Below are 21304 nucleotides of genomic sequence, written 5' to 3'. Positions count from 1 at the left end.
TTATTTCCTGTCCCTTATATCAATGATCTGAGTCATCTCAGGGCCGGTTGATATGAGCTTTACAGGAACACCAATATCCTCTTCAGCCTGTTTAAGGAATTCAAGTGCTTTTGGTGTAAGCTGCTCATATTCTGTTGCGCCAAAGCATTCAGGATCCACGTGATCAATTCCTGTTATGGCTGCAATTGTACATCCGTTAATCATTGCGGAATAGCGTGCCATCTTGCCGTCCCAGACACCGATTCTCCTCTCGCGGTGTGTTACGGTTCCAAATTCCTGAATACCAAGTTCGTGTGACTCATCACGGGTCATCTCAGTTCCAAAAGGTCCCTCACCGACTCTTGTCGGATATGCCTTAAAAACAACAATGACATCATCGATCATTGTAGGGCCTACACCATTATCTGCCGCAATCTGTGAGGCAGATGTATCTTTGCTTGTGACAAAAGGATATGTGCCAAAGTAAAGGGAGATTCCAAAGCCCTGCGTTCCTTCAAGAAGGACATTTTCGCCCCTTGCAATAGCTTCATTGATCTCAAGTGAGACATCTGCCAGATAAGGTTTAAGTTCAGGAATATCCTTTGCCTGTTTTGCAACCCTGTTTACCCTTGCAACATTTGCAGGGCCGCATCCTGTTCCGGTTGAACCGATGGTCTTTGAAAGATGCTCATTGGCTTTATCCTGACGGATATGCTCTTCCTCAATGATACTGCATCTTCCATCGATAAAAATTCTGTCTCCGACTCCGACCATATCCACTTCGCTTTTGAATACCTCAGGGTTTACGAGAACACCACTTCCAATGCATAATTTAGCTTCGGGGAATACAAATCCTGAAGGGATCATCCTTACACCGTATTCCTTTTCGCCTACCTGAACTGTGTGACCTGCATTCGGGCCGACACCGCCGCGTGATATGATTGAGGGTTTATCTTTATGTGCAACATGGGCAACAATTTTGCCCTTGCCTTCATCACCAAAAAAACCGCCAACGATTATTGTACAACTCATTTATTTTTCATTAAAGATGGGGTTATATACCCTGATGAACCTTTTGATGATAACCCGCATTCCGCAGATCTTTGAACGGATGACATAACAGATTCAAATACTGCATTCTGCATATTTCAGGACAGGTAAAATCACAAATTTAAATACTGCATTCTGCTGGAAAATAGAGATAATTCAGCCGGAAAAGGTAGTAAAAATTCAGCAGAGATATTAGTCAGAGGAATCCGGCAGATATTTAGCAGAGAGATCAGACAGAAAAATCAGACAGAAAAATCAGAGAGAGATATTAGTCAGAGGAATCCGGCAGATATTTAGCAGAAAATTCATAAGGGTAAATTCCATCTGACAAAACTTCCGGTATTGAAATAAAAAAGCTGATATAAATATTTGTTCCGGTTTTTTTAACCGGAAATTTCTGTTTAATGGAATTATTATTCCATAAATCGGAATTATTCTTCCGTTAGTTTAAGGTTTTTAATAAAATCAATGTGAAGCCTGAAGTCACCTGTCAGTTCCGGATGGAATGAGATCGCCATATGTTTACCTGATCGTACGGCAACAATGCCCTGATCAATCTCGGCGAGAATTTCAACACCCGCACCTGCTGATTCTACAACAGGTGCTCTAATGAATATTGCCCTGTAAGGCTCTTTATATCCTTTAATTTCTATTTCAGCTTCAAAGGAATCTTTCTGCCTTCCAAAGGCATTTCTTCCGACTTTGATATCAATAAGAGAGAGTGGCTTTAATCTATCATCATCGACAGATCCTGCGCATAGCACCATACCGGCGCAGGTTGCAAAAATTCCGCCGCTAAAACTTTCAAACTCTTCTCTCATGTGATTTTTATCAATGAGCCTTGAAATTGTTGTTGATTCTCCGCCGGGGATGGCTATTGCATCACATGACGGTATCTCTTCTGCTTTCTTTAAGGCAAATACATTATAGTCTTTAAAAAGGCCTGACTCAGTGATTGCATCTTCAAATGCATGGATATGTTCAGCTACATCTCCCTGAAGAGCCAGAACACCGATCTTAATTGCCACGTGTTGAGAGCACCTCTTCATCGCTTAATGTGTGAACATCAAGGCCGGGCATTGCTTCACCAAGATTCCGGCTTGCACCTGCAATAGCAAGCGGGTCTTCAAAATTGTTCACCGCTTCAACGATCGCACGGGCCATTACTTCAGGGGTCTCTGATTTGAATATGCCTGATCCTACAAACACGCCGTCACAACCAAGCTGCATCATCATTGCTGCGTCTGAAGGTGTCGCAATACCGCCTGCTGAGAAGTTCACAACCGGAAGCCTGCCAAGTGTTGCGCATTCCTTAACAATTGCAAAGGGCGCTTCGATCTTTCTTGCATACATTGCAATCTCCTGGTCATTCATGCCTTCAAGCTGCCTGATAGAACCTGATATTGATCTCATATGGCGCACTGCCTCAACAACATTGCCTGTTCCGGCCTCGCCTTTGGTTCTGATCATAGCTGCGCCTTCGGCAATTCTCCGGCAGGCTTCTCCAAGATTTCTTGCGCCGCAGACAAATGGCACTGTAAATTTCTGCTTGTCAATATGAAACTCTTCATCGGCTGGTGTTAAAACCTCGCTCTCATCGATCATATCCACACCGATCGCTTCAAGAACCTGTGCTTCTACAAAGTGACCGATACGCGCCTTGCCCATCACAGGGATAGATACGGCTTCAATTATCTCTTCGATCTTTGCCACATCTGCCATTCTTGCAACGCCGCCGGCTTTTCTGATATCGGACGGGACACGTTCCAGTGCCATCACTGCAATTGCTCCGGAAGATTCAGCAATTTCTGCCTGTTCTGCATTGACAACGTCCATAATAACGCCACCCTTCTGCATAGATGCAAACCCTCTCTTTAAAAGCTCGGTTCCAAACCTGAGGTCTTCTAATTTCATGGCATTTAGTTTGAACATGCAATGAAATAAATATAGGGTAGTCATCACTGACTCACCCAAATGGCATTTAGAGGTTTTTAATATTATAATTAAAAAAAATATTTTTAAATAACCAACATTATCCCAATAAGGGCATTTTATTCTCGATTTCGAGTGGAAATAAAGGGGTGCCGCAGATGATTGTATCCCCTGTGAGTACCGGAGTTTGCAGAGATAGTCCGTTACAAAATCCTCTGTCTATTTTAAAATTCATTTAGCGTTTTTAAGTCTCAGTTATAAAGCCTAAAGTTCATTCACGAACTCTTCGATTCTCTCAATCGCTGTTACAAGATTATCCCTTGAAATTGCATAACAGCATCTGAGATGGTTTGTGCCGGAAGGGCCAAATATGCTGCCCGGAACTACGGCTATATGTTTTTCTTTTAAGAGGCGTTCTGCAAATTCCTGATCTGACAGTCCTGTGGACTCAACAGACGGGAAAGCATATATTGCACCTTTGGGCATATGGCATTCAAGTCCGGCACGCCTCATTCCGTTTACGAAAAGGTTGCGCCTTATGTTATACTCCCTGACCATCTCATTTCTTGCGTCCCAGCCATTTTTAACTGCTTCAATAGCTGCATACTGGGACATAGTAGGTGCAGAGAGCATTACATACTGGTGGATCTTCAGTGCAGCTGCCGCGATCTCTTCCGGAGCGCAGATATATCCTATGCGCCATCCGGTCATAGAATACGCCTTTGAAAAACCGTTTATTATCACTGTCCTCTCACGAAGTTCCTCAACACAGGCGGCAGATGAAGGCATTCCTTCATAGGTTATCTCATTGTAGATCTCATCTGAGATGAGGAGGAGATCATGATCAACAATGATATCTGCTATTGCCCTGTAGTCATCCACAGTCATCACACCTCCGGAAGGGTTGTTCGGGAAATTACAGAGTAATGCCTTTGATTTTGGAGTTATCTTCTCCATAAGGCTGTCAGGTGTAAGCCTGAAATTCTCCTTTGCAGGGCATGGTACATATACCGGCACGCCTCCGGACAGTATGACTCCTGAACAGTATGCTATGTATGCCGGTTCTGCGACAAGCACCTCATCACCAGGATTGACAACCGTTCTTATTGTTATATCAAGTGCCTCTGATGCTCCGGTGGTGACCAGTACCTCATTTTTAGGATTGTAATCAACACCAAACCTCTCCTTCTGGTAGACTGATATCTCATCTCTGAGTTCATTTAAGCCGCTGTTTGAGGTGTACGCTGTATAACCTTTCTCAATTGAACTGATTGCTGCTTCCCTTACATTCCATGGTGTATCATAGTCCGGTTCTCCGACACCAAGTGATATCACATCCTCCATCTCCTGGGCGATGTCAAAGAATTTTCTTATCCCTGAAGGCGGTATCTCGCGTACTCTGGCTGAGCGAAAGTCTCTCATAATTTATTTCTCCGGTTTTTCTCTTATCCCTGATGTTTATGTGGTATTATTTATCATATTTATTAAACCCTGATTAAAGTTTAAAACCCAAAAATATGTCTGCCATAAATTTATGAGCGTGGATTTTCCAGGATTTTTCAGCATTTACTTATAATTTAACATTTTCACACTTTCAGATTTAGTTGATAATGTCAAAGATTTAACACTAATACAGGCTCAACTGACTAATCTGAATTTAGCTGACTAATACGGTTTAACGGACATTAAACGTTTTAAGACAGTTAAAATGAATACGGGAGCCTTTCAACCTGTTTTTTCTCAAAGTAAAGCTGGCCGTTCTCCTTATAAGTTTTCATTATAAGAATTGTCCCTGTCTCTTTGATATTTTCAAGTGGTGCAATCTGTCCTGATACAAATCTTGCTATTTCGTGTATATCCCTGCCGGTTACAAGAATTTCAAGATCATACGCTCCGCTTACAAGCCTAAGGGATTTTACCTGCCGGAATTTTGAGATTTTTTCGGCGATTTTGTCATATCCGTAATCCTTCTCCGGTGAGACTTTAAGTTCAATTATAGCTGCCACTATTCCGTTTCCGGCTTTTTCCCAGTCTATGCACGCTACATAATTTTTAATTATTCCGTCTTCCTCAAGCTTCTTTATTCGTGATATGACCTCTTCCCGGCTGAGATTTGTCATATCTGCAAGGACCTGCTCTGAAATTTTACAGTTTTCCTCAAGTATGGATAATATCATCCTGTCATTTTCATCCATTATCTGACTCCGACAATATTTGTCAACGGAGTTTTTTGTTTTAATACTGATTAATAGATGCTATTGGTTCTGATTTTTGTTCCGCATAACTCCTGATAAAAGAAGGTAACAGAAAAATCGAAAACTGAAACTGAAATTAAAACCGGAGCAGAAAAAAACTATTTCTTTATCCGGGAAGGGGTTTTTTTATTTAAAGAGAGAGTTTATCTGAAAAGGGTTCTGAATCTGCCTATATCAATCTGATGAAGTCTTTCTTCCTCAAATCTCTCGTCTTTTGAAAGTGTTTCCCGTATTCCGGAAGTTCCGGTTCCAAACCACATCTCCTTGGTTCTGCCGTACCTTCCTCTTGATACTACCCTTGAATTGATTACACCAAGCATGGTAAGTTCTGAGATCAGATCTGTAATTCTTCTGTGAGTTAAAACATCTACATCAAGTGCCTGTGCAACATCCCTGTAAACCTGAGCCACTTCTCCGGTGGTGAAAACAGGCCGGTTAAGATCGGATAAAATCAGCATTGCATAAAGAACGGCTTTACTCTGAGTAGGCAGTGAAGAGACACAGACAATCAGGCTGTCAGTTTCAATCTTCTGTTGGGCAGATTTTACATGAGCCTCAGATACTTTAGGTGCGTTTTCTCTTTCAGCAAGTTCCCCGGATATTCTTAACAGATCAAGCGCTCTTCTTGCATCTCCGTGTTCTTGGGCAGCAAGTGCAGCGCATAGAGGAATACATCCATGATCTAAAACTTCTTCTTCAAAGGCAACATCTGCCCTTTCCTGTAAAATGTCACAGAGCTGAGGGGCATTATAGGGAGGAAATACCAGTTCCTCTTCTGAAAGGGACGATAGAACTCTTGGATCAAGAAAATTGGTAAATCGCAAATCATTGGAAATTCCAATCATACTTATCTTTGCATTTCTCAGTTCACCATTAAACCTTGTAAGGTTATAAAGAATCTCATCACCGCTTTTTTTGACAAGTTTGTCAATCTCATCAAGTACAATTACATTAACTCCGCCAAGTGATTCCAGCAGATTTTTAAGTTCTGCATAGACCTGATCAGTTGGCCAGCCAGTCATTGGAATGCTTGTACGCGGCTTGTCATTTGGTTTGTTGTCCAGATTTTCTATTTCGTTAGCAATCTGGGCAAGCACCCGGTACTGAGTATCGATGAGTTCACAGTTCAGATGTATGACATTACATCTCTTTCCAAGTTCACGGCACGCAGTTTCAAGTTCAGCACCGACATATTTTACACATGCGGTTTTTCCTGTTCCTGTTTTACCATAAATAAGAATATTTGATGGTGTTTCATTTCTTATGGATGGAGCAAGAATCGCTGCAATTGAATCAATCTGTGGTGTCCTGTGAGGGAGATTATTTGGTCTGAAAGAGTGCCTGAGTACTTCTCTGTTTCTAAAAATTCCTCTGTTATTCAGATACTTGTTAAAAAGTCCTGATGAACCGGATTTTTTATTACCCGGATTTTTCCCATTTTTGCTCTCCGGGTTGTTAGTCAATATTGTTCCTCCTCATTTTATGAATTATCCTTCCTGAACTAAATTTTTAAACTAAATTTTTAAACTGAGTTTTTGAATGAGTTTTTGAATTAAATTTTTAAATAATTCAATTCAGAATCTGTTATCAGATAATTTTTACCTTTTTTTAATGAAAATATTGTTATTAACAGGAAACTGCGCATCCCTGACATAAACATTTTCGCCTGTTACATAGTCTGATGTTATAGGTAATATTGCTGATAAGATTCTGGAAATTAATTTTGTAATCCAGAGGAATTGTATTTTAATCCTTAAACTGTCATATTCCTGATATTTTTTTCAGAACAGCCTGGACTAAAAAATTTGTAAAAATTCCGGAGATATCATTGCCGGTAAAGTTTACCGGTTGTTATTACTAATCTCATTCCTATAGCATTTAACCCCTTTGTTTCCACTGGAGTTTTTGAAATATTCAGAAAATTTTGTCTCTTTTCTGAAATTTTTTTGAAAAAAATGTACCCCCACCCCTTTATTTCCACTGGAAAAATTATTAAGATTAGGCAGTTTTTTCAGGTTTTTGTAAATTTAATAAATTAAATTCAGAAAAATAATGTGGAATTTAGAAAAATTCAGGTGATAATCAAAAAAATTCAGCTTATATTTAGTGTATAATTAAATCAGTTTTTTTAAATATGTGGGTCTCAAAATCGCAATAAAAATGTAATATTCAAAAAATAATGGTCTAATAGTAATATTGGATCTTCCTTATATGCAACAGTTCAGGTTTAAAATTAAAAATTTGCGGTATCATATCCATAATGTGAGGTAATGTGATAATGGATAATAATTTGTACTTATAAATTCAAAATATAGAATACATTATGTCAAATGGTATCTTCAAAGAATTAGAATCCGTAATAACTCCTGATCGGATAGATAATTCTCCGGATAAAGACATAATATATTTGCTCATCTCAGCCTTTGAGGAACTATCTGCAAAATACGATAAATTATATGAAGAGCATCTTCAACTCAGAGATGATTACAATCATCTAATTGGTGAACAGGGTAGGCCGGAAGCCGCAAAAAAAGGAAAAAGAAAAGGGGGTTCTGGCAATAAAAATCATTCTACTGAGGAGGAACGCTCAAAAAAAGAGAAATCAGATCAAAATAATCCAAATAAAGGCAGAGGAAAACGTAATCATAAAATCGAAATCCATGAAGAAAAGATCTGGTACTCTGACAAAAATAAACTTCCGAAAGATGCAGTTTTTAAAGGCTTTTCTGAATTAATCATACAGGACATTGAAATTCGTCCGAGAAATACAAAGTTTTTACTTGAAAAATATTATTCCCCTTCAGAAGGAAGATATCTCTTAACTGATCGACCTCAAGGATATGGTGGAGAATTTGGTCCTGGAATAAAGGCACTTATTATTGAATGCAAAGCAATTTGTGGAATGAGTGAAAATGGAATTAGAGCCTTTTTAAATAACCATGGTATCTTTATAGCCCAATCTACAATCTCAAGGAAATTAACTGAAAAGAATGAGGTTTTAGATAAAGAATCGGAAGATATACTAAAAGAAGGAATAAAGTCCTCCGATTACCTCCAGACAGATACAACTGGAGCTAATGTAAATGGCACTCAATATAATACACATATCTTTTCAAACCATAATTTCACAGCATTTAGAACTTCTCCAAAAAAGGATAGAATTAGCATAGTTAAGCACATTATGGAAGTTTTAGAACCCAAGTACCTATTCAATGAGTTTGCCTTTGAACATTTATCCAATCTTAGAACCGCAAAAAAATGGATCAAAAAACTTAGAGAAAATATTTACAACTCTTGCTTTAGTGAATTTGAATTAGAAAATAGTTTGGTTGAGTTATTTGGTCAAGAAGGGTTTAAAACGCTTAAAAAGCGAGTTACTGAGGCTGGATTGATTGCTTATTACAGATCACAGAAAGATTACCCAGTTCCAAAAATTCTTCTTACAGATGATGCACCCCAATACGACAATATCACTGAAGAACACCAGTTATGTTGGGTTCATGAAGCCAGACACTATAAAAAATTAAAACCTAAAACTGCTGTAATGAGAAAAGTCCATGAAGATTTCATGGATCGGTTTTGGGCATTTTACAGAGAGATGAGAGCATATAAAGACAATCCATCTCCAGAGTGGGCATTAAAAATTAGAAAGGACTTTGATGAGTTATTTAACAGCGAGACTGAATATAAAGAGTTGAACCTAAGAATTGAGAAGACACACCGGAATAAAGACTTCTTACTCACATTCTTAGATCACCCTCACGTCCCTCTTCATAATAATGATGCTGAGCTTGGAGCACGAGCACAGGTCAGACATCGTGATATAAGCTTATTTACAAGAAATGAGAAAGGAACAAATGTTGTAGACAGAAATTTAACAATTGTTAAAACTGCTAAGAAGTTGGACATAAATCCCTTTGATCATATAGCCGGTTTGATCATAAATGGTCATAGACAAAAATCACTTGCTGAGATAATAGCATGCAAAAACCAGAAAGCAACCTTGGATGATCTTAAAATAGAGGGTAAAAATTCAGTTGCTGCAAAAGAGGACCTTTCAAATGTACCGGTAGGTCAACACAGATACATTTCATCCAACTTATAAAAATTCATTTTTAACCTATTTCTCCGATTTTGGATATGATACAATTTGCGTTTAAATCTAATAATTCAGGTTTAAAAGTTATAATTCAAGTTTAAATCTAATAATTCAGGTTTTAAAGTAATAATTCGCATTTAAAAGTTATAATTCAAGTTTAAATCTAATAATTCAGGTTTTAAAGTAATAATTCGCATTTAAAAGTTATAATTCAAGTTTAAATCTAATAATTCAGGTTTTAAAGTAATAATTCGCATTTAAAAGTTATAATTCAAGTTTAAATTTAATAATTCAGGTTTTAAAGTTATAATTCGCGTTTAAAAGTTATAATTTAAAAATAATTACGCGTTAGCTTAAATTTAAAAAATTTTTGTTTAAGTTTAAATTTTTTTTCTCAGTTATCAATCAGATTCAGATTAGGTTCAAATTAAAACAAGATCTCTGTACTATATATACTATTACTTGCATATTTACTTATGACTATTTTCTGTTACCTGTTTTTTTGCCACAGGTATTTTCCGCCGACCCATATCCTAAAAAAAAGTTCCATAGGAAATAAAGGGGTGGGGGTAGAGTCAGATTTTTTTTTCACCTATTATTCATTAAGTTTTAGAAAAAATATTAAAAATGCTTTAAATTAAAAAAATAATGGAAATTAAGAGTTTTAATTTTAAGCTAACCCAAAAAAAGATTTCAAAATTTCAGGTAAATTACCGAGAAAATTTAAAATTTTATAACAAATTTGTTACTTTTTGAAACAAAAGTGTGGAGAAACAGGAAAAAAATTTACAAAAATTTAAAAAATTCAAAGAAAATATGATGTAAATTACCTGAAAAACCAAAAAAATATTCAAAAAAGATCAAAAAATGAAGAAATCCGGCAAAAATTTAAATTTTTGCAGGTCTCCTGTTGATGTTCCTAATATCTGTTAATTCATCCTCTAAAAAAATGTAAGGAGCAAAAAAATAACAGATTTTAAAAAATTTTAAAAAAATCTTAAACTTTTCAGGAAAAACTAAGGAAAAAAATGAAAATAAAAATTATTTACTAATCTCAAGTAATGCCACTCTTTCAAGAACAAAATCCACAATCTCTCTCTCCGGAGCAGCTAAAATCTCTTTTTCAGTAATCTCAAAAAAATCTTTCACAGATTTTCCTTCAGAGCTTTTCATAGTATCTGAATTCCCTTTTATTTCTGAATTTCCTGACGGAAACAAATCAGATCTTTTCTTTTCTGATATATTATTCTGTAATAGGTTAATATCCAGAAATTTACAGGATATATCTTCTAAAGAAGCCACAACTTCTGCAAATTGTTCTAAAAAATTATTATAACCCTGAAAATATCGTTGAACAAACGGTATTTTGTCGGGCATCGCATCCATCAAAAAAAAATCCGGAACATCACTCAAAAATTTTTCTTCTTTTAATTTTAAATTTTTATCACTATTAATATCCGAATTTTCATTTTTGAATTTAGAATCCTTTTTATTAGTGTCAGCACCTGAGTTTAGCCTGGAACAGGATAATTCCAATCCTGAATTTTCACTTAAATTTTCATCCGAAATTTTTTGACTTTCCAAGAAATCAAAGATGAGGATATAATACTCTTTCACTCCCTTTTTAAGGCCAATCTTAACTGCGCAACTACACTGTCTTGTTCCGGCAGCATACAGCAAAACCTCCATATCAGGTGTCCTGGAAATATTATCTCCTTCATAAAATGCTCTTAAACCATGTAAAAATGCAGATTCAATATGTTCCTTCCCCGCAATATAGTCTGCATCAAAAAAAGTTATATAAACATCATTTTCGACTGAAATTTGTCTTATACTACTTAAAAAATCCTTTTCGTCAGATATAACAACTTCTGCCTGTAAAATGGTATATTTCATATCAGCCCTCCTGTATTATCATAAATTCAAATTCTTAAAGATATAACCTGAATCAATTAAAACGATCTTTTACATCATTTGGTTAATATAAAGTTGTCATCAGGAATAAAGAAATTATTCCGGAGCAGAAAAACTTCTTCTCCAAATTTCTGAGACCTCTTCTAAGATTTTAATCTGTAGTTATTATAAAATATCATTCTGCTAATTTACAGAATAATGTGGTAGTTTCTATAATATATTTTGAATATTGTGTGTTATTTTGCCTGCATGCAAATGTTAAGAGAGTAAAATATTCCAAATATTAAAAACTGAAAAGAGAGGATTGTGTAGATCCCTTCTTTTTAACCTTTTTTCCAGCTTTTTTCTCTTCTTTACCGGAATCATCATCCACTTTCACGGAATTATTTCCTGCCTGTAAGATACCGGACGATGCTTCCTGAACTTCACTTTTCCTATTATTTTTTACTCCTGCTTTATTTTGAGATACTTTCTTTTCTTTCAGATTTTTATTAAATATTTCGTCATCATGAGTTCTATTGACATTACCATCATCTCCTTCAGACCTTATGATCTCATCAAAGATGCTCTTTGCATTCTTCTGTCCTATAACCAGGGAAACCTTATCATAACCGGCTTTTTTGAGATCAGTGACAGTTCTGATATTGTTATTATAAAGCCTTCTTGCCCTGACCCTTCCGATATTCCTGAATTTAACCAGAGGAAGAAGTTCCTTTTTAATCCCGTGCTTCATTCTGAGAGAGAGATCATAGAGATGCTTCTTATGTAAAGGTGCCATCATCGCAGCAATTCCTGACGCTGAATATAAAAGCCAGTTTATGGACTCAACAGAGTTGTGAATGTCTCCCGGCCCTATATTATATCTCTTGCAGACAGTCTCCTCATTAACCTCTGAGATCCAGTCATTCAGCATCATTGCTGTTTTTAATACCCGGAAATCCTCCTCCATTGAATCATACGATACTCCGGACCACAATTCATCCTCATGCTCATAAAGGAATATCTCAAGCATTGGAATATCACTTTTCCGGACAAAAAGCGTGTACATATCCGGAGTAACACAGAGCATCTGAAGCAGTCCGATATCAGTAAAACTCTTTATTTCCTCAGAATCTTTGGTATGTTTCAGTTCAGTTATCGTAAGATCGTCAGTTATTTCTGCTTCTGTCCTGTCACTATATTTCAGTTCAGTTGTAATGATATCAGCGCTGTAGGGATTAATATAAAGCCGTGATACCAGTGATCCATATCGAGTTGCAGAGAGACAGTCATCAATTACGGTTATCATTCCGGAAGAGACTAAAAAGTCAATAATTTCGTCAAGAGTCTCTTCAAGGTGTTTCATGCTTCTGTTAAGATACCTGTAAAAAGTCCTGTCAAGAAATTCAGCCAGTTCCTCCTTATTTTTAACAAAACCAGTTGCAATGAGTGAGAGCACCTGCCCGGTGAGTATATAATTGTCATCAAGCCTTGATTTGACATCCTCAGCCGGAGCCTCAATAAATTCCTCATAAAGGCCCGCACCCACCTCTTCACTCTTTGCAATCAAAACTGCCTCACCATAAGGATCAAGATGCGGCCTTCCGGCTCTTCCGGCCATCTGCCTGTACTCCCTTACAGGGATTGCCTGCATCCCTTCTCCGGCTTTAAACCTCAGATAATCCCTGATAACTACGCGCCTTGCCGGAAGATTAAGTCCTGCGGCGAGAGTCGGAGTTGATGATATAACCTTAATATTTCCGTTACGGAAATTTTTCTCAATAATAGCCCTCTGTTCCCTCTTCATTCCTGCATGATGAAAAGCCGCGCCATAGCCTGCACATACGGCAAGTGTTTTACCCATTTCTGTATCAGCAGCCTCTTCAAGTTTCTTTTTAAGGTCAGGAAGTTCAGATTTCTCCGGTTTTAGAGCCTGAGCCATTCTCTTTGCAAAACTCTCGGCATTTCTCCTTGAATTTACAAAGACAAGACACTGCCCTCCGTCTTTAATACAGTCAAGGCAGAGGTTAACATCCTCATGCTTTGTTACAGGAGTTATCGCTTTTAGTTCCTCACCAAAAAAGATGGAATTCCGGTAAAAAATACCCTCTTTCAGGTCAACCGGCCGCCATTCTGATTTAACAAGGGTAGCATTCAGCCATCCTGCAAAAATTTTTGGATTGCCTATAGTCGCAGTAAGGGCTATAATCTGCATTTCCGGGTTTAAATAACGGAGTTTTGTTATCACCATCTCAAGTGTTGCACCCCTGTCAGGTGAATCAATGAGATGTGCTTCATCAAGAATAAGGCATGAAACAGATTTTAACCACCCCGCACCATTTCTGAGGAGTGAATCGACCTTTTCACTTGTTGCGATAATAATTTCATTTCTTCCGAGATAATCGTCCCTTCTGTCAAGATCTCCGGTTGCAATCCCGATTTTTGCTCCGCGTTCTGAAAATTCGTCAAATTTTTCGCTTGCAAGTGCTCTGAGTGGAACTACGTAGAGGCATTTTCCATTGCCGGAGATATGATGATGCATTGCCATCTCGGCAACGAGAGTCTTTCCGCTGGCAGTAGGAATAGAGATCAGAAGGTTTGCGCCCTCAAAGAGTCCGCTGCTGACACATTCCTCCTGCGGAGGATAGAGATCAGTGATCCCTCTTTTTTCATATGCCTCAGCAAGAGCAGCACCTATGGGTAATGAGGATATTCTCAAAGAGACCCCCTCATTTCCTGTCTAAATCCTATATTTGGGGGTGTATTTAGGAAAAAGCTTTTAAAAAATTGTTTTTTCTGGAGTGGAAATGTTGGCTTCATATCCGGGAAAGTATATTTTATTATCAGACTGGACTATAATGCGGTGCATCAGAATGCTGCCACCTATAATCTTAATAATAATATTCAAGCATATTCTGCTTTGCTTCTTTATTCTTTTTATCAAGGAATGAGAAGACACTCTCGTGAGGCAGCCCTTCAATGAGCATCTCAACAGCTGTTCTCGAATTTCTGACCTGTTCAACTTCGCCGATAATTGCGACTGTCTTTCCAAGTACAGACATTATGGCTCCGGTCATATCCTCAATCTGCTCTCTGGATTTACCTTCCCTGCCGATTATTCTTCCTCTGATTCTCTCCATCTGTTTAGTGGTATTACAGTATGCGGTAAGATCAATGATGTCCAGCATCATATCCTCATCTTCGAGAAGCGTAAGTGCCCTCTGTGGTGAGAAACCACGATTTATTGCCCGTATTACCTGCGTCGTATTTAAGACATTTACAGCATCCTCACCACTGACAGTTACAAGGCCCTCCTCGCTGTCAATCCTCAGTGAAGTCTCTGTCTTTTTCTCAATAGTTCTCTTTGTTTTCCCGTTTTTGCCTATTATTACAGCAATACGGTTCTGTGTAACTTTTATTTCCTGTTCTGCCATATTACCAACGTCAAATAGTTAGTTATCAATTGAATCTCATGCCTCATATAATGTAGTGGATGCGGCATTTATACAGTGGATATATCCTGCACTAATATATGCCCTCCTCAGGCACAAGCCAAAACTGTAAAATAAAGATTTTTCTCGATAATAATGAATTATTCCGGTCAGAATAAATATTACACACATTCAGGGCAGAACTTCTTCTCTTACCTGACAGGGAATAATTTCTTCTTCTCAGGGCTGCATCTTGTCCTCACCGATTATCTCCTTAAAGATCTCCTCTTCACCCCTGATATCGCACAAACGGGCAAAAAACCGGTTTATATTCAGAATATCCCTGACGAGAAACTTTATGGCACGCGGATGATCGGGTGTCACTGCCTGTCCCATATCAATTATAATATGCTCAGATCCGTCATAGAGGATATTAAATTCGGAGAGATCTGCATGGACAAGCCCGGCATCATTGTACATCCGGTTAATATCATGAATAATAGCATCATAATGCCTCTGACCCTCTCCTCTTTCAATACCGGCATGTCTGAGCTGTGGGTATGGTATCTCATCCTCGCCGCAGAAATCCATGAGAAGAATATTCCTGTCAAAGTATCTCGCCTTCGGACATCTTATTCCGGCATCGTGCGCCCTGTTGAGATTTGAGTACTCCTTCCGTGTCCAGGCAAATATCACCTCTTTTTTGGATTTTCTGACTGATGAAAACCTTGGATCGCCCACCAGGTACTGGTTCATAGTATTGAAGTTTGCAGACTGAATGCGGTATATCTTTATCGCTACCGGTGCTCCTTCGGAATCCTCAGCATAAAAGACGTTAGCCTCCTTTCCTGTGGATATAGATCCACCTATTACTGAGAGTTTGCCTTTATTTACAAGCTTATAAAGGGCAACAAGGGTCTGGTCGTCAAAGACATTCTCCATCACCTTCATGCTGTCAGCATCTTTAACCCTGACACCGAGTTTACTCACTTCACGGTCAAGTTTCTCTATTATTCTGTCTCTGTCCAATTGAAATTTCACCACCGGAATTTTATATCTGATATATTTTCTGCCGGAATCTGTTTATCTTCGGAATTTCATTCCAGAAAAGCAATCCTGGAAAGAGATCTCCGGCTTAGTATAAGTGCATGCTTTGGAAAAATCTCCGTTTCACTTTAATTATCCCAAAGCATTATGCAGTGCACTATAAAACCAAAAACTTAATCCTGATTCATGTAATCCCTTGCATCTGCGAGGACTTCAATTAATCCGTCAGTTGTCATACCTTTCAGATCGGCAGGATGAACATCCCCGGCTGCATATGCCTGCTCACACTCTTCATAGGATGAGAATTCGCGGTTTCCTCCGAATTTATCAGGTCTTTTAAGTGTGACAGTCTCCATTCTTGGGAATACATGGTATTTCAGGACCTGAAGGACAGGGTTTTCCTCGATTTCCGGAGGGCAGAATGCCTTCTTCATCTTCTTCTTAATTGCATCTTCAGAGTCGGCAACTGAGATATAATTGCCCTCGGATGATGACATCTTTTTACCGTTTAATCCGTTTATTATCGGAGTGTGCATACAGAGAGGCGCTTTTGCGCCGATTGTCGGCAGATATTCCCTTGCAAGCATGTGGATCTTTCTCTGGTCAATGCCGCCGAGTGCCATATCGACACCCAGTGTGTTAATGTCAACCATCTGCATAATTGGGTAGACCATCTGTGAAACCCGTGGGGCCTCCATATTTCTTCCGACCTCATCCATGCTTCTCTTTGCACGGTTAAGGGTTATCTGCTGTGAAAGCTCTAAAACCTGTAGTTCATACTCAGGGGTCAGCTGAACATCAGTTCCGAGGATAAACTCAACATTTTTGCCCTTAAGTCCTACAGCTTCAAAGCATCTTCTGTTGTAGTCAGCCATCTCCCTGACCTCTTCCATAGTTCCTTTCTGATTTAAAAATGCGTGAAGGTCGGCAAGCAGAACTTTGATCTTAAATCCTGCCTCTTTCAGATCCATTAATTTGTTAATTGTGACGAGGTGGCCGAGATGAATCTCTCCTGATGGTTCATATCCGGCATAAACAGATTTTTCCGGTCTGGCCATCAGCTCTTTTAACTGGTCTTCGGTGACAATCTCTACCGTATTTCTTATTGCAAGTTCGTATTCATCCATTTCATATTAATGGGTCAGGAATCAGGATTAAGTTATTGTGTTTACTTAAGCAGTCTCCATCAGGATCTAATTGTTCTCCCCTTTTGATGTCTCCGTCTCAGGGATACTTTTGGGCCGGAAATTTCCGGAAGGACTCTTAAGTACCGGAATATTTCTGCTTAATTCTCTCTGAATTGCCTGGTATGAGTGATTTTGGCCTTCCTGAAGATGGAATATGCTATAATACTGAACATGATGCCGTTTATGCGAACCATTAATATTCGGGCAGGTTAAAGGAAACATTACTGAATAATAATATCGGGGTAATAATTCGGGGGCCGGTATAATTTTTCAAATAGTAATAAATCACTGAATTTAACGGATTTATCCAAGTGTCCGATGAGATTACGGGATTGCTTGAACTGCTGGACTCCGGCAGCAGGGGGGAGAAGAAAAAAGCGATCAAAAGGCTGAAGGAAATCGGCAAAAAAGGAGCCATTCCTCTTTTAAAGGCGTTGAACAGTGGCAGTGAGACTATGCGCAGCGGAGCTGCTGAAGTTTTGGGGTCTTACAGCGGCGATAATATCGGCACTTTTGTCAGTCTCCTTATAACCGGACAGGATAATGCAAGGGACGGCGCAGCCAGAACAATAGCGCAGATCTCAGCAGAGGGCGGCGATATTATCGGACCGCTTTCAGGCATTATAAACGATAAAAGGCCAAAGGCACGTCAGGGAGTAGCTTTAACCCTTGGGTATCTCGTAAATCCAAACGTGAGCCATAAAAATATGCTGGTCTCTCTTCTGAAGGACAGTGATAAATCAGTAAGGGAGAGGGCAGTCAAATCACTTGACAACATTGGATGGGACTCACAGAATCCGGTTGAAAAATCATTTTATCACCTCTCTGCCGGAAACTGGGAAGAACTTGGTAAGATGGGCCGGCCTGCTCTCAATGCTCTCAGTTTTGGAGCAGAAGATCCTGATCCTCATTTCAGGCAGAAGGTTGCACATACACTTGCTAAGGTAAATGAGGCCGGATCTGTACCTCTGCTGTGCAGATTACTTCTGGATAAAGATCCTTCTGTAAGGCAGTCTGCGATTGAATCAGCCTGTGATAAGGGTGATGCAGCCTTAATACCACATATTATCAGGGCACTTGATGACCCTGAATTTGATGTCAGAGTTGAGGCATCCTGGTCACTGGAGAAGATCGGGTGGCGGCCTCCGGACAGTTACCTAAAAACCAAATCACTGATGGTCAGGGGAAGTTACAATGATGTTGCAAAGATGGGGAGATACGCCCTGCCATGCCTCATTGATCTCCTTGGGGATAAAAGCCCGATAATTAAGGAAAATACTCTTAAAACTCTTTATTCAATAGGCAAACCAGCATATGCGGCCATTGGCGAAGCAAAAAGATCAGGAAAACCTGAAGTCAGAAGAGGGGCGGCGGATGCAGTCCGGTATTTTAATGAAGAGGACAGACGGGCCGAAGATAATGAAGCTCTTGAACTCCTGAAAAAGGAGTCTGAGATACTTGATCTCAATTCTCCGGAATACTGGGAGGAGCTCCTTAAAAAAAGTGGTTTTTCAGTTATCAATTCCAGAAAAATTGCACAGGCGCTTGCAAGTAATGATCCTGTAATAAGAATCGTGGCTGTCGAATCACTGAAGAGATATGGTAAAAAGTCAGTTGATGCCCTTCTTAAACTGCTTAAAGATGATAAAAGCAGTGTGAAAGTTGTTGCAGTTGAAGCACTTGGTGATCTACAGTCAGATGAGGCCATAACGGTTTTCTTTGATACAATAGAGGATGAGAACCCAAGTGTCAGGCGGGCAACGGCCTATGCCCTTGGTAAACTCAGAAAGAAGGAGACAATACCGATTCTTATAAGGCATTTTGCTGATCCGGATGATGGTGTAAGGGATGAATGCTCGGAATCGGTTGCAAAAATGGGTAACAATGCTCTCACTTTTCTTGAAAATATGATATTTACCCCTGATGAGAATGTAAGAATATGCTCACTCAAAGCAATCAGCGGCATAAGTGATCCTTCGGGGATTCTTCCGGTTACCAGGTCACTCAATGATCCGCAGCTAAATGTCAGAAATCAGGCAATGGCAGGTCTCTTAAGAATCAGCAATTTCATGTTCAATTACCTGATGAATGAAGTCAGAAGAGTGAGCATTCAGGGGACAAAGATGGAAAAACTTGGAATGCTCAGTGTCCTCTCAAAGATAGACGATCTCAGGGTTATATCATATGTCAGGGGTTTTATAAAGGACAGTGATGAGGAGGTCAGGCGGAATGCCGGGACAATTCTTGAAATATTCAGACAGAGGGAGATTAAACGTGAACTGAGCAAATTTTCGGAGAAGAGTCGTGAAACCGCCGGCCTTATCAGAAGAAAACTGTCGGTAAGTGAGATTGACAGACTGCTTGATCAGCTTTTAGGTGCTGATGATGAGGATGCCTTAAAGATTCTTGACAGAAAGCTCAGGCAGGATGAGATTGATGAACTTATCCGGGGTGCAGGATCAGATAGGTCAGGGAAGACCGGTGAGTTGCTCGGCAAAAAACTCAGTCAGGATGAGATCGATGAACTGATCCACAGATCTGTTTATGCTGAGAGTAAGAAGACGACTGAACTTCTGGGCAACAGACTCAGCCAGGATGAGATCGATGAGCTGATAAAGAATGCCTCATCTGAGAAGGATGAAAAGGCTGCAAAGGATATTAAGAAGCAGCTCACCCAGAATGAGATCGATGATATAATCAGAAAAGAGCTTGAGCTCAAGAAGAAGATCTCAATGGAGATCTCAAGGCTTGTAATAGGTCTGAAAAGTGATGATAAAAAGAGAAGAAAGGCAACTTCTGAGAGAATTATCGGGATGGGCGAACCGGCAGTTGAGCCTCTTCTGAATACAATGATCAGTGCCGATGACGATCTTCGTGAGATTATTGCCGGAATTCTGCCGGAATTTGGTGAACCCGGTATAAGCGGGCTTATGAGGTATTTAAACTATGGCAGTCCGGAGATAAAAATACTGGCGGCAGAAAAGCTGTCGGGGACGGGAAGCAGAGTTGCCTCAAATGTGATATTTGACCGGATTTTTGTTGAAAAAGAGACTCCTGTCAGGGTGGCCCTGATATATGCCCTGTATAAACTTGGCCACAGGAAGATCCTGGATGCACTAACCCATGCTCTAAAGGATAACAACCCGGAGGTAAACTCTGCAGCTGTGGAAATTCTCGGTAAGATTGATGATGAAAGGGCAATACCGCTTCTTATATCTTTATTTGGTTCAAAAAGCAGTAAAATTCGCGGGCCTGCCGTTATCTCCCTTAAAAAATACGGTTCAAAAGCCGGGCCTGAACTGTTGTCAGCCCTGAAGGGTGATGAGAATGATCTTTTAAAAGAGACTGCTGCATCTGCAATGAGGGATCTCTCCATAATTCCTGAAGATCTCACAGATAAGTCGTATTACCTTGCGGCCCTGGGTGAATGGAAAGAGTTGGAAAGATCTGGCTCTGCTGCACTTCCGGCTATGAAAAATATTATGGAGAACCCATATTCCGGCAGGAGAAAAGAGGCACTTGAATTTATCATCTCATCAGGCGGCCCGGACTTTTATTCCCTTCTTGTCTATGCACTGTATGATGTGGATGATTCAATATCCGCGAGGGCAGAGGAGGCAGTTCTCAGGAAAGGTGCAGTTCTTCTTCCGGCACTGAGGCGTGCTGAAGGAGAGAGATCTGATCCGGATGAAACTGAAAGATTAAACAGGATTATCAGAAAGACAGAATTCAGGCAGAAATTCCGCTCTCTTTTTTCGGAAGGGAAATGGCATGGGATTGAAGAAATGGGCAGGCCGGCCTTAAAAGAGCTTATTGTTATCCTGAAAGGGCACAATCCGGATGCCAGAAGGCAGGCGGCCCGGATTATAGGAAATATCGGAGGCAATGATGCACTCTCAATACTGTCAGTCGAGAGTGCTGATGACGATCCTGTTGTCTCGGAGACTGCATGTACATTCCTGATCCGATCCGGGGGAAAGTCCCTTCCATATATTCAGAAGGCAGCCGGTAAGGTTCAGAATGAAAAGAAAAAGCAGAAGATGAATGATTTATATGAATTTATAAGCAGAAGGGAGAATATTACAGAGCTTATAGCTGATAATGACTGGGCTGAGGTTGAGAAGGCAGGCAGTTATGCTGTCAGATATCTGATCTCCTATGTGGGTGAGGAGGATGCTCCCGGAAGGATCTCTGCTGTAAAAAGCATATTCTCCATAGGTGGTGAGGAGTCTGTGCAGGCGCTTGCCGGCCTTGCCCTGAGCACTGATCCGGAAGTGTCTGAGACTGCTGCCGGATTTCTTCTAGAGTCGGGTTCTGAGATAATCCCGGTTCTTGAGGGATATGCAGACGATCTTAAGGATAACAACAGCAGAGATGTCATTGAATTACTAATTGAGAGGATAAAAAATTCAGAGAATAATCAGGACTGAA

13 protein-coding genes are annotated in these 21304 nt (G+C 39.6%); 2 read left to right on the top strand and 11 right to left on the bottom strand.

Translation table 11 applies throughout. From position 1 onward, the window contains the following. The 6 genes from L6E24_RS07975 to L6E24_RS07950 all read right to left on the bottom strand — a co-directional run bounded on the left by L6E24_RS07975 (window position 1) and on the right by L6E24_RS07950 (window position 6679). Window positions 1-1011: an adenylosuccinate synthetase gene (locus L6E24_RS07975; RefSeq protein WP_257741462.1), complete on the bottom strand. Its 1011-nt coding sequence runs from the start codon at window positions 1009-1011 to the stop codon at window positions 1-3. Between the two features lie 449 nt (window positions 1012-1460). After that, window positions 1461-2057 (bottom strand): pyridoxal 5'-phosphate synthase glutaminase subunit PdxT, encoded by a 597-nt coding sequence (pdxT, locus tag L6E24_RS07970; protein ID WP_257741461.1) that lies wholly within the window; start codon window positions 2055-2057, stop codon window positions 1461-1463. Further along, on the bottom strand, window positions 2047-2943 hold the full coding sequence (pdxS, locus tag L6E24_RS07965) for a pyridoxal 5'-phosphate synthase lyase subunit PdxS (RefSeq protein ID WP_257741460.1): 897 nt from the start codon (window positions 2941-2943) through the stop codon (window positions 2047-2049). The genes pdxT and pdxS overlap by 11 nt, the downstream gene beginning before the upstream one ends. A 282-nt stretch (window positions 2944-3225) precedes the next feature. Continuing rightward, the gene (locus tag L6E24_RS07960) at window positions 3226-4383 is read right to left on the bottom strand and encodes an aminotransferase class I/II-fold pyridoxal phosphate-dependent enzyme (protein WP_257741459.1); all 1158 of its coding nucleotides are present in this window, start codon (window positions 4381-4383) and stop codon (window positions 3226-3228) included. A gap of 281 nt (window positions 4384-4664) precedes the next feature. Then, window positions 4665-5156 (bottom strand): Lrp/AsnC family transcriptional regulator, encoded by a 492-nt coding sequence (locus L6E24_RS07955; RefSeq protein WP_257741458.1) that lies wholly within the window; start codon window positions 5154-5156, stop codon window positions 4665-4667. 203 nt (window positions 5157-5359) lie between these two features. Further along, a complete protein-coding gene (locus L6E24_RS07950; protein ID WP_257741457.1) occupies window positions 5360-6679 on the bottom strand; it encodes an ORC1-type DNA replication protein in 1320 nt (439 codons plus the stop codon). 860 nt (window positions 6680-7539) lie between these two features. Here L6E24_RS07950 and L6E24_RS07945 point away from each other — a divergent pair. Then, the gene (locus tag L6E24_RS07945; RefSeq protein WP_257741442.1) at window positions 7540-9321 is read left to right on the top strand and encodes an IS66 family transposase; all 1782 of its coding nucleotides are present in this window, start codon (window positions 7540-7542) and stop codon (window positions 9319-9321) included. A 1035-nt stretch (window positions 9322-10356) separates the two neighbouring features. Here L6E24_RS07945 and cgi121 read toward each other — a convergent pair. The 5 genes from cgi121 to L6E24_RS07920 form a co-directional block, all read right to left on the bottom strand. Continuing rightward, window positions 10357-11211, bottom strand: coding sequence for a KEOPS complex subunit Cgi121 (gene cgi121 / locus L6E24_RS07940; RefSeq protein WP_257741456.1), 855 nt, complete (start codon window positions 11209-11211; stop codon window positions 10357-10359). Between the two features lie 301 nt (window positions 11212-11512). Continuing rightward, window positions 11513-13927, bottom strand: a complete 2415-nt coding sequence (locus tag L6E24_RS07935) for an ATP-dependent DNA helicase (RefSeq protein ID WP_257741455.1) — start codon at window positions 13925-13927, stop codon at window positions 11513-11515. Between the two features lie 172 nt (window positions 13928-14099). Beyond that, complete coding sequence (locus tag L6E24_RS07930; RefSeq protein WP_257741454.1) at window positions 14100-14642, bottom strand: KH domain-containing protein; 543 nt, start codon at window positions 14640-14642, stop codon at window positions 14100-14102. Between the two features lie 237 nt (window positions 14643-14879). Continuing rightward, on the bottom strand, window positions 14880-15668 hold the full coding sequence (locus tag L6E24_RS07925; RefSeq protein WP_257741453.1) for a serine protein kinase RIO: 789 nt from the start codon (window positions 15666-15668) through the stop codon (window positions 14880-14882). 191 nt (window positions 15669-15859) lie between these two features. After that, on the bottom strand, window positions 15860-16813 hold the full coding sequence (locus L6E24_RS07920; protein ID WP_257741452.1) for a tyrosine--tRNA ligase: 954 nt from the start codon (window positions 16811-16813) through the stop codon (window positions 15860-15862). Between the two features lie 371 nt (window positions 16814-17184). Between L6E24_RS07920 and L6E24_RS07915 the strand changes: the two genes are divergently transcribed. Then, entirely contained in the window at window positions 17185-21303 is a 4119-nt protein-coding gene (locus tag L6E24_RS07915; protein ID WP_257741451.1) for a HEAT repeat domain-containing protein, read from the top strand. Window position 21304: the final 1 nt, after the last annotated feature.

The organism is Methanoplanus endosymbiosus, from assembly GCF_024662215.1.
In the GTDB taxonomy this organism is placed as follows: domain Archaea; phylum Halobacteriota; class Methanomicrobia; order Methanomicrobiales; family Methanomicrobiaceae; genus Methanoplanus; species Methanoplanus endosymbiosus.
Note: the sequence above shows the minus strand (reverse complement) of the source record. Positions and strands in the feature narration are given on the sequence as shown.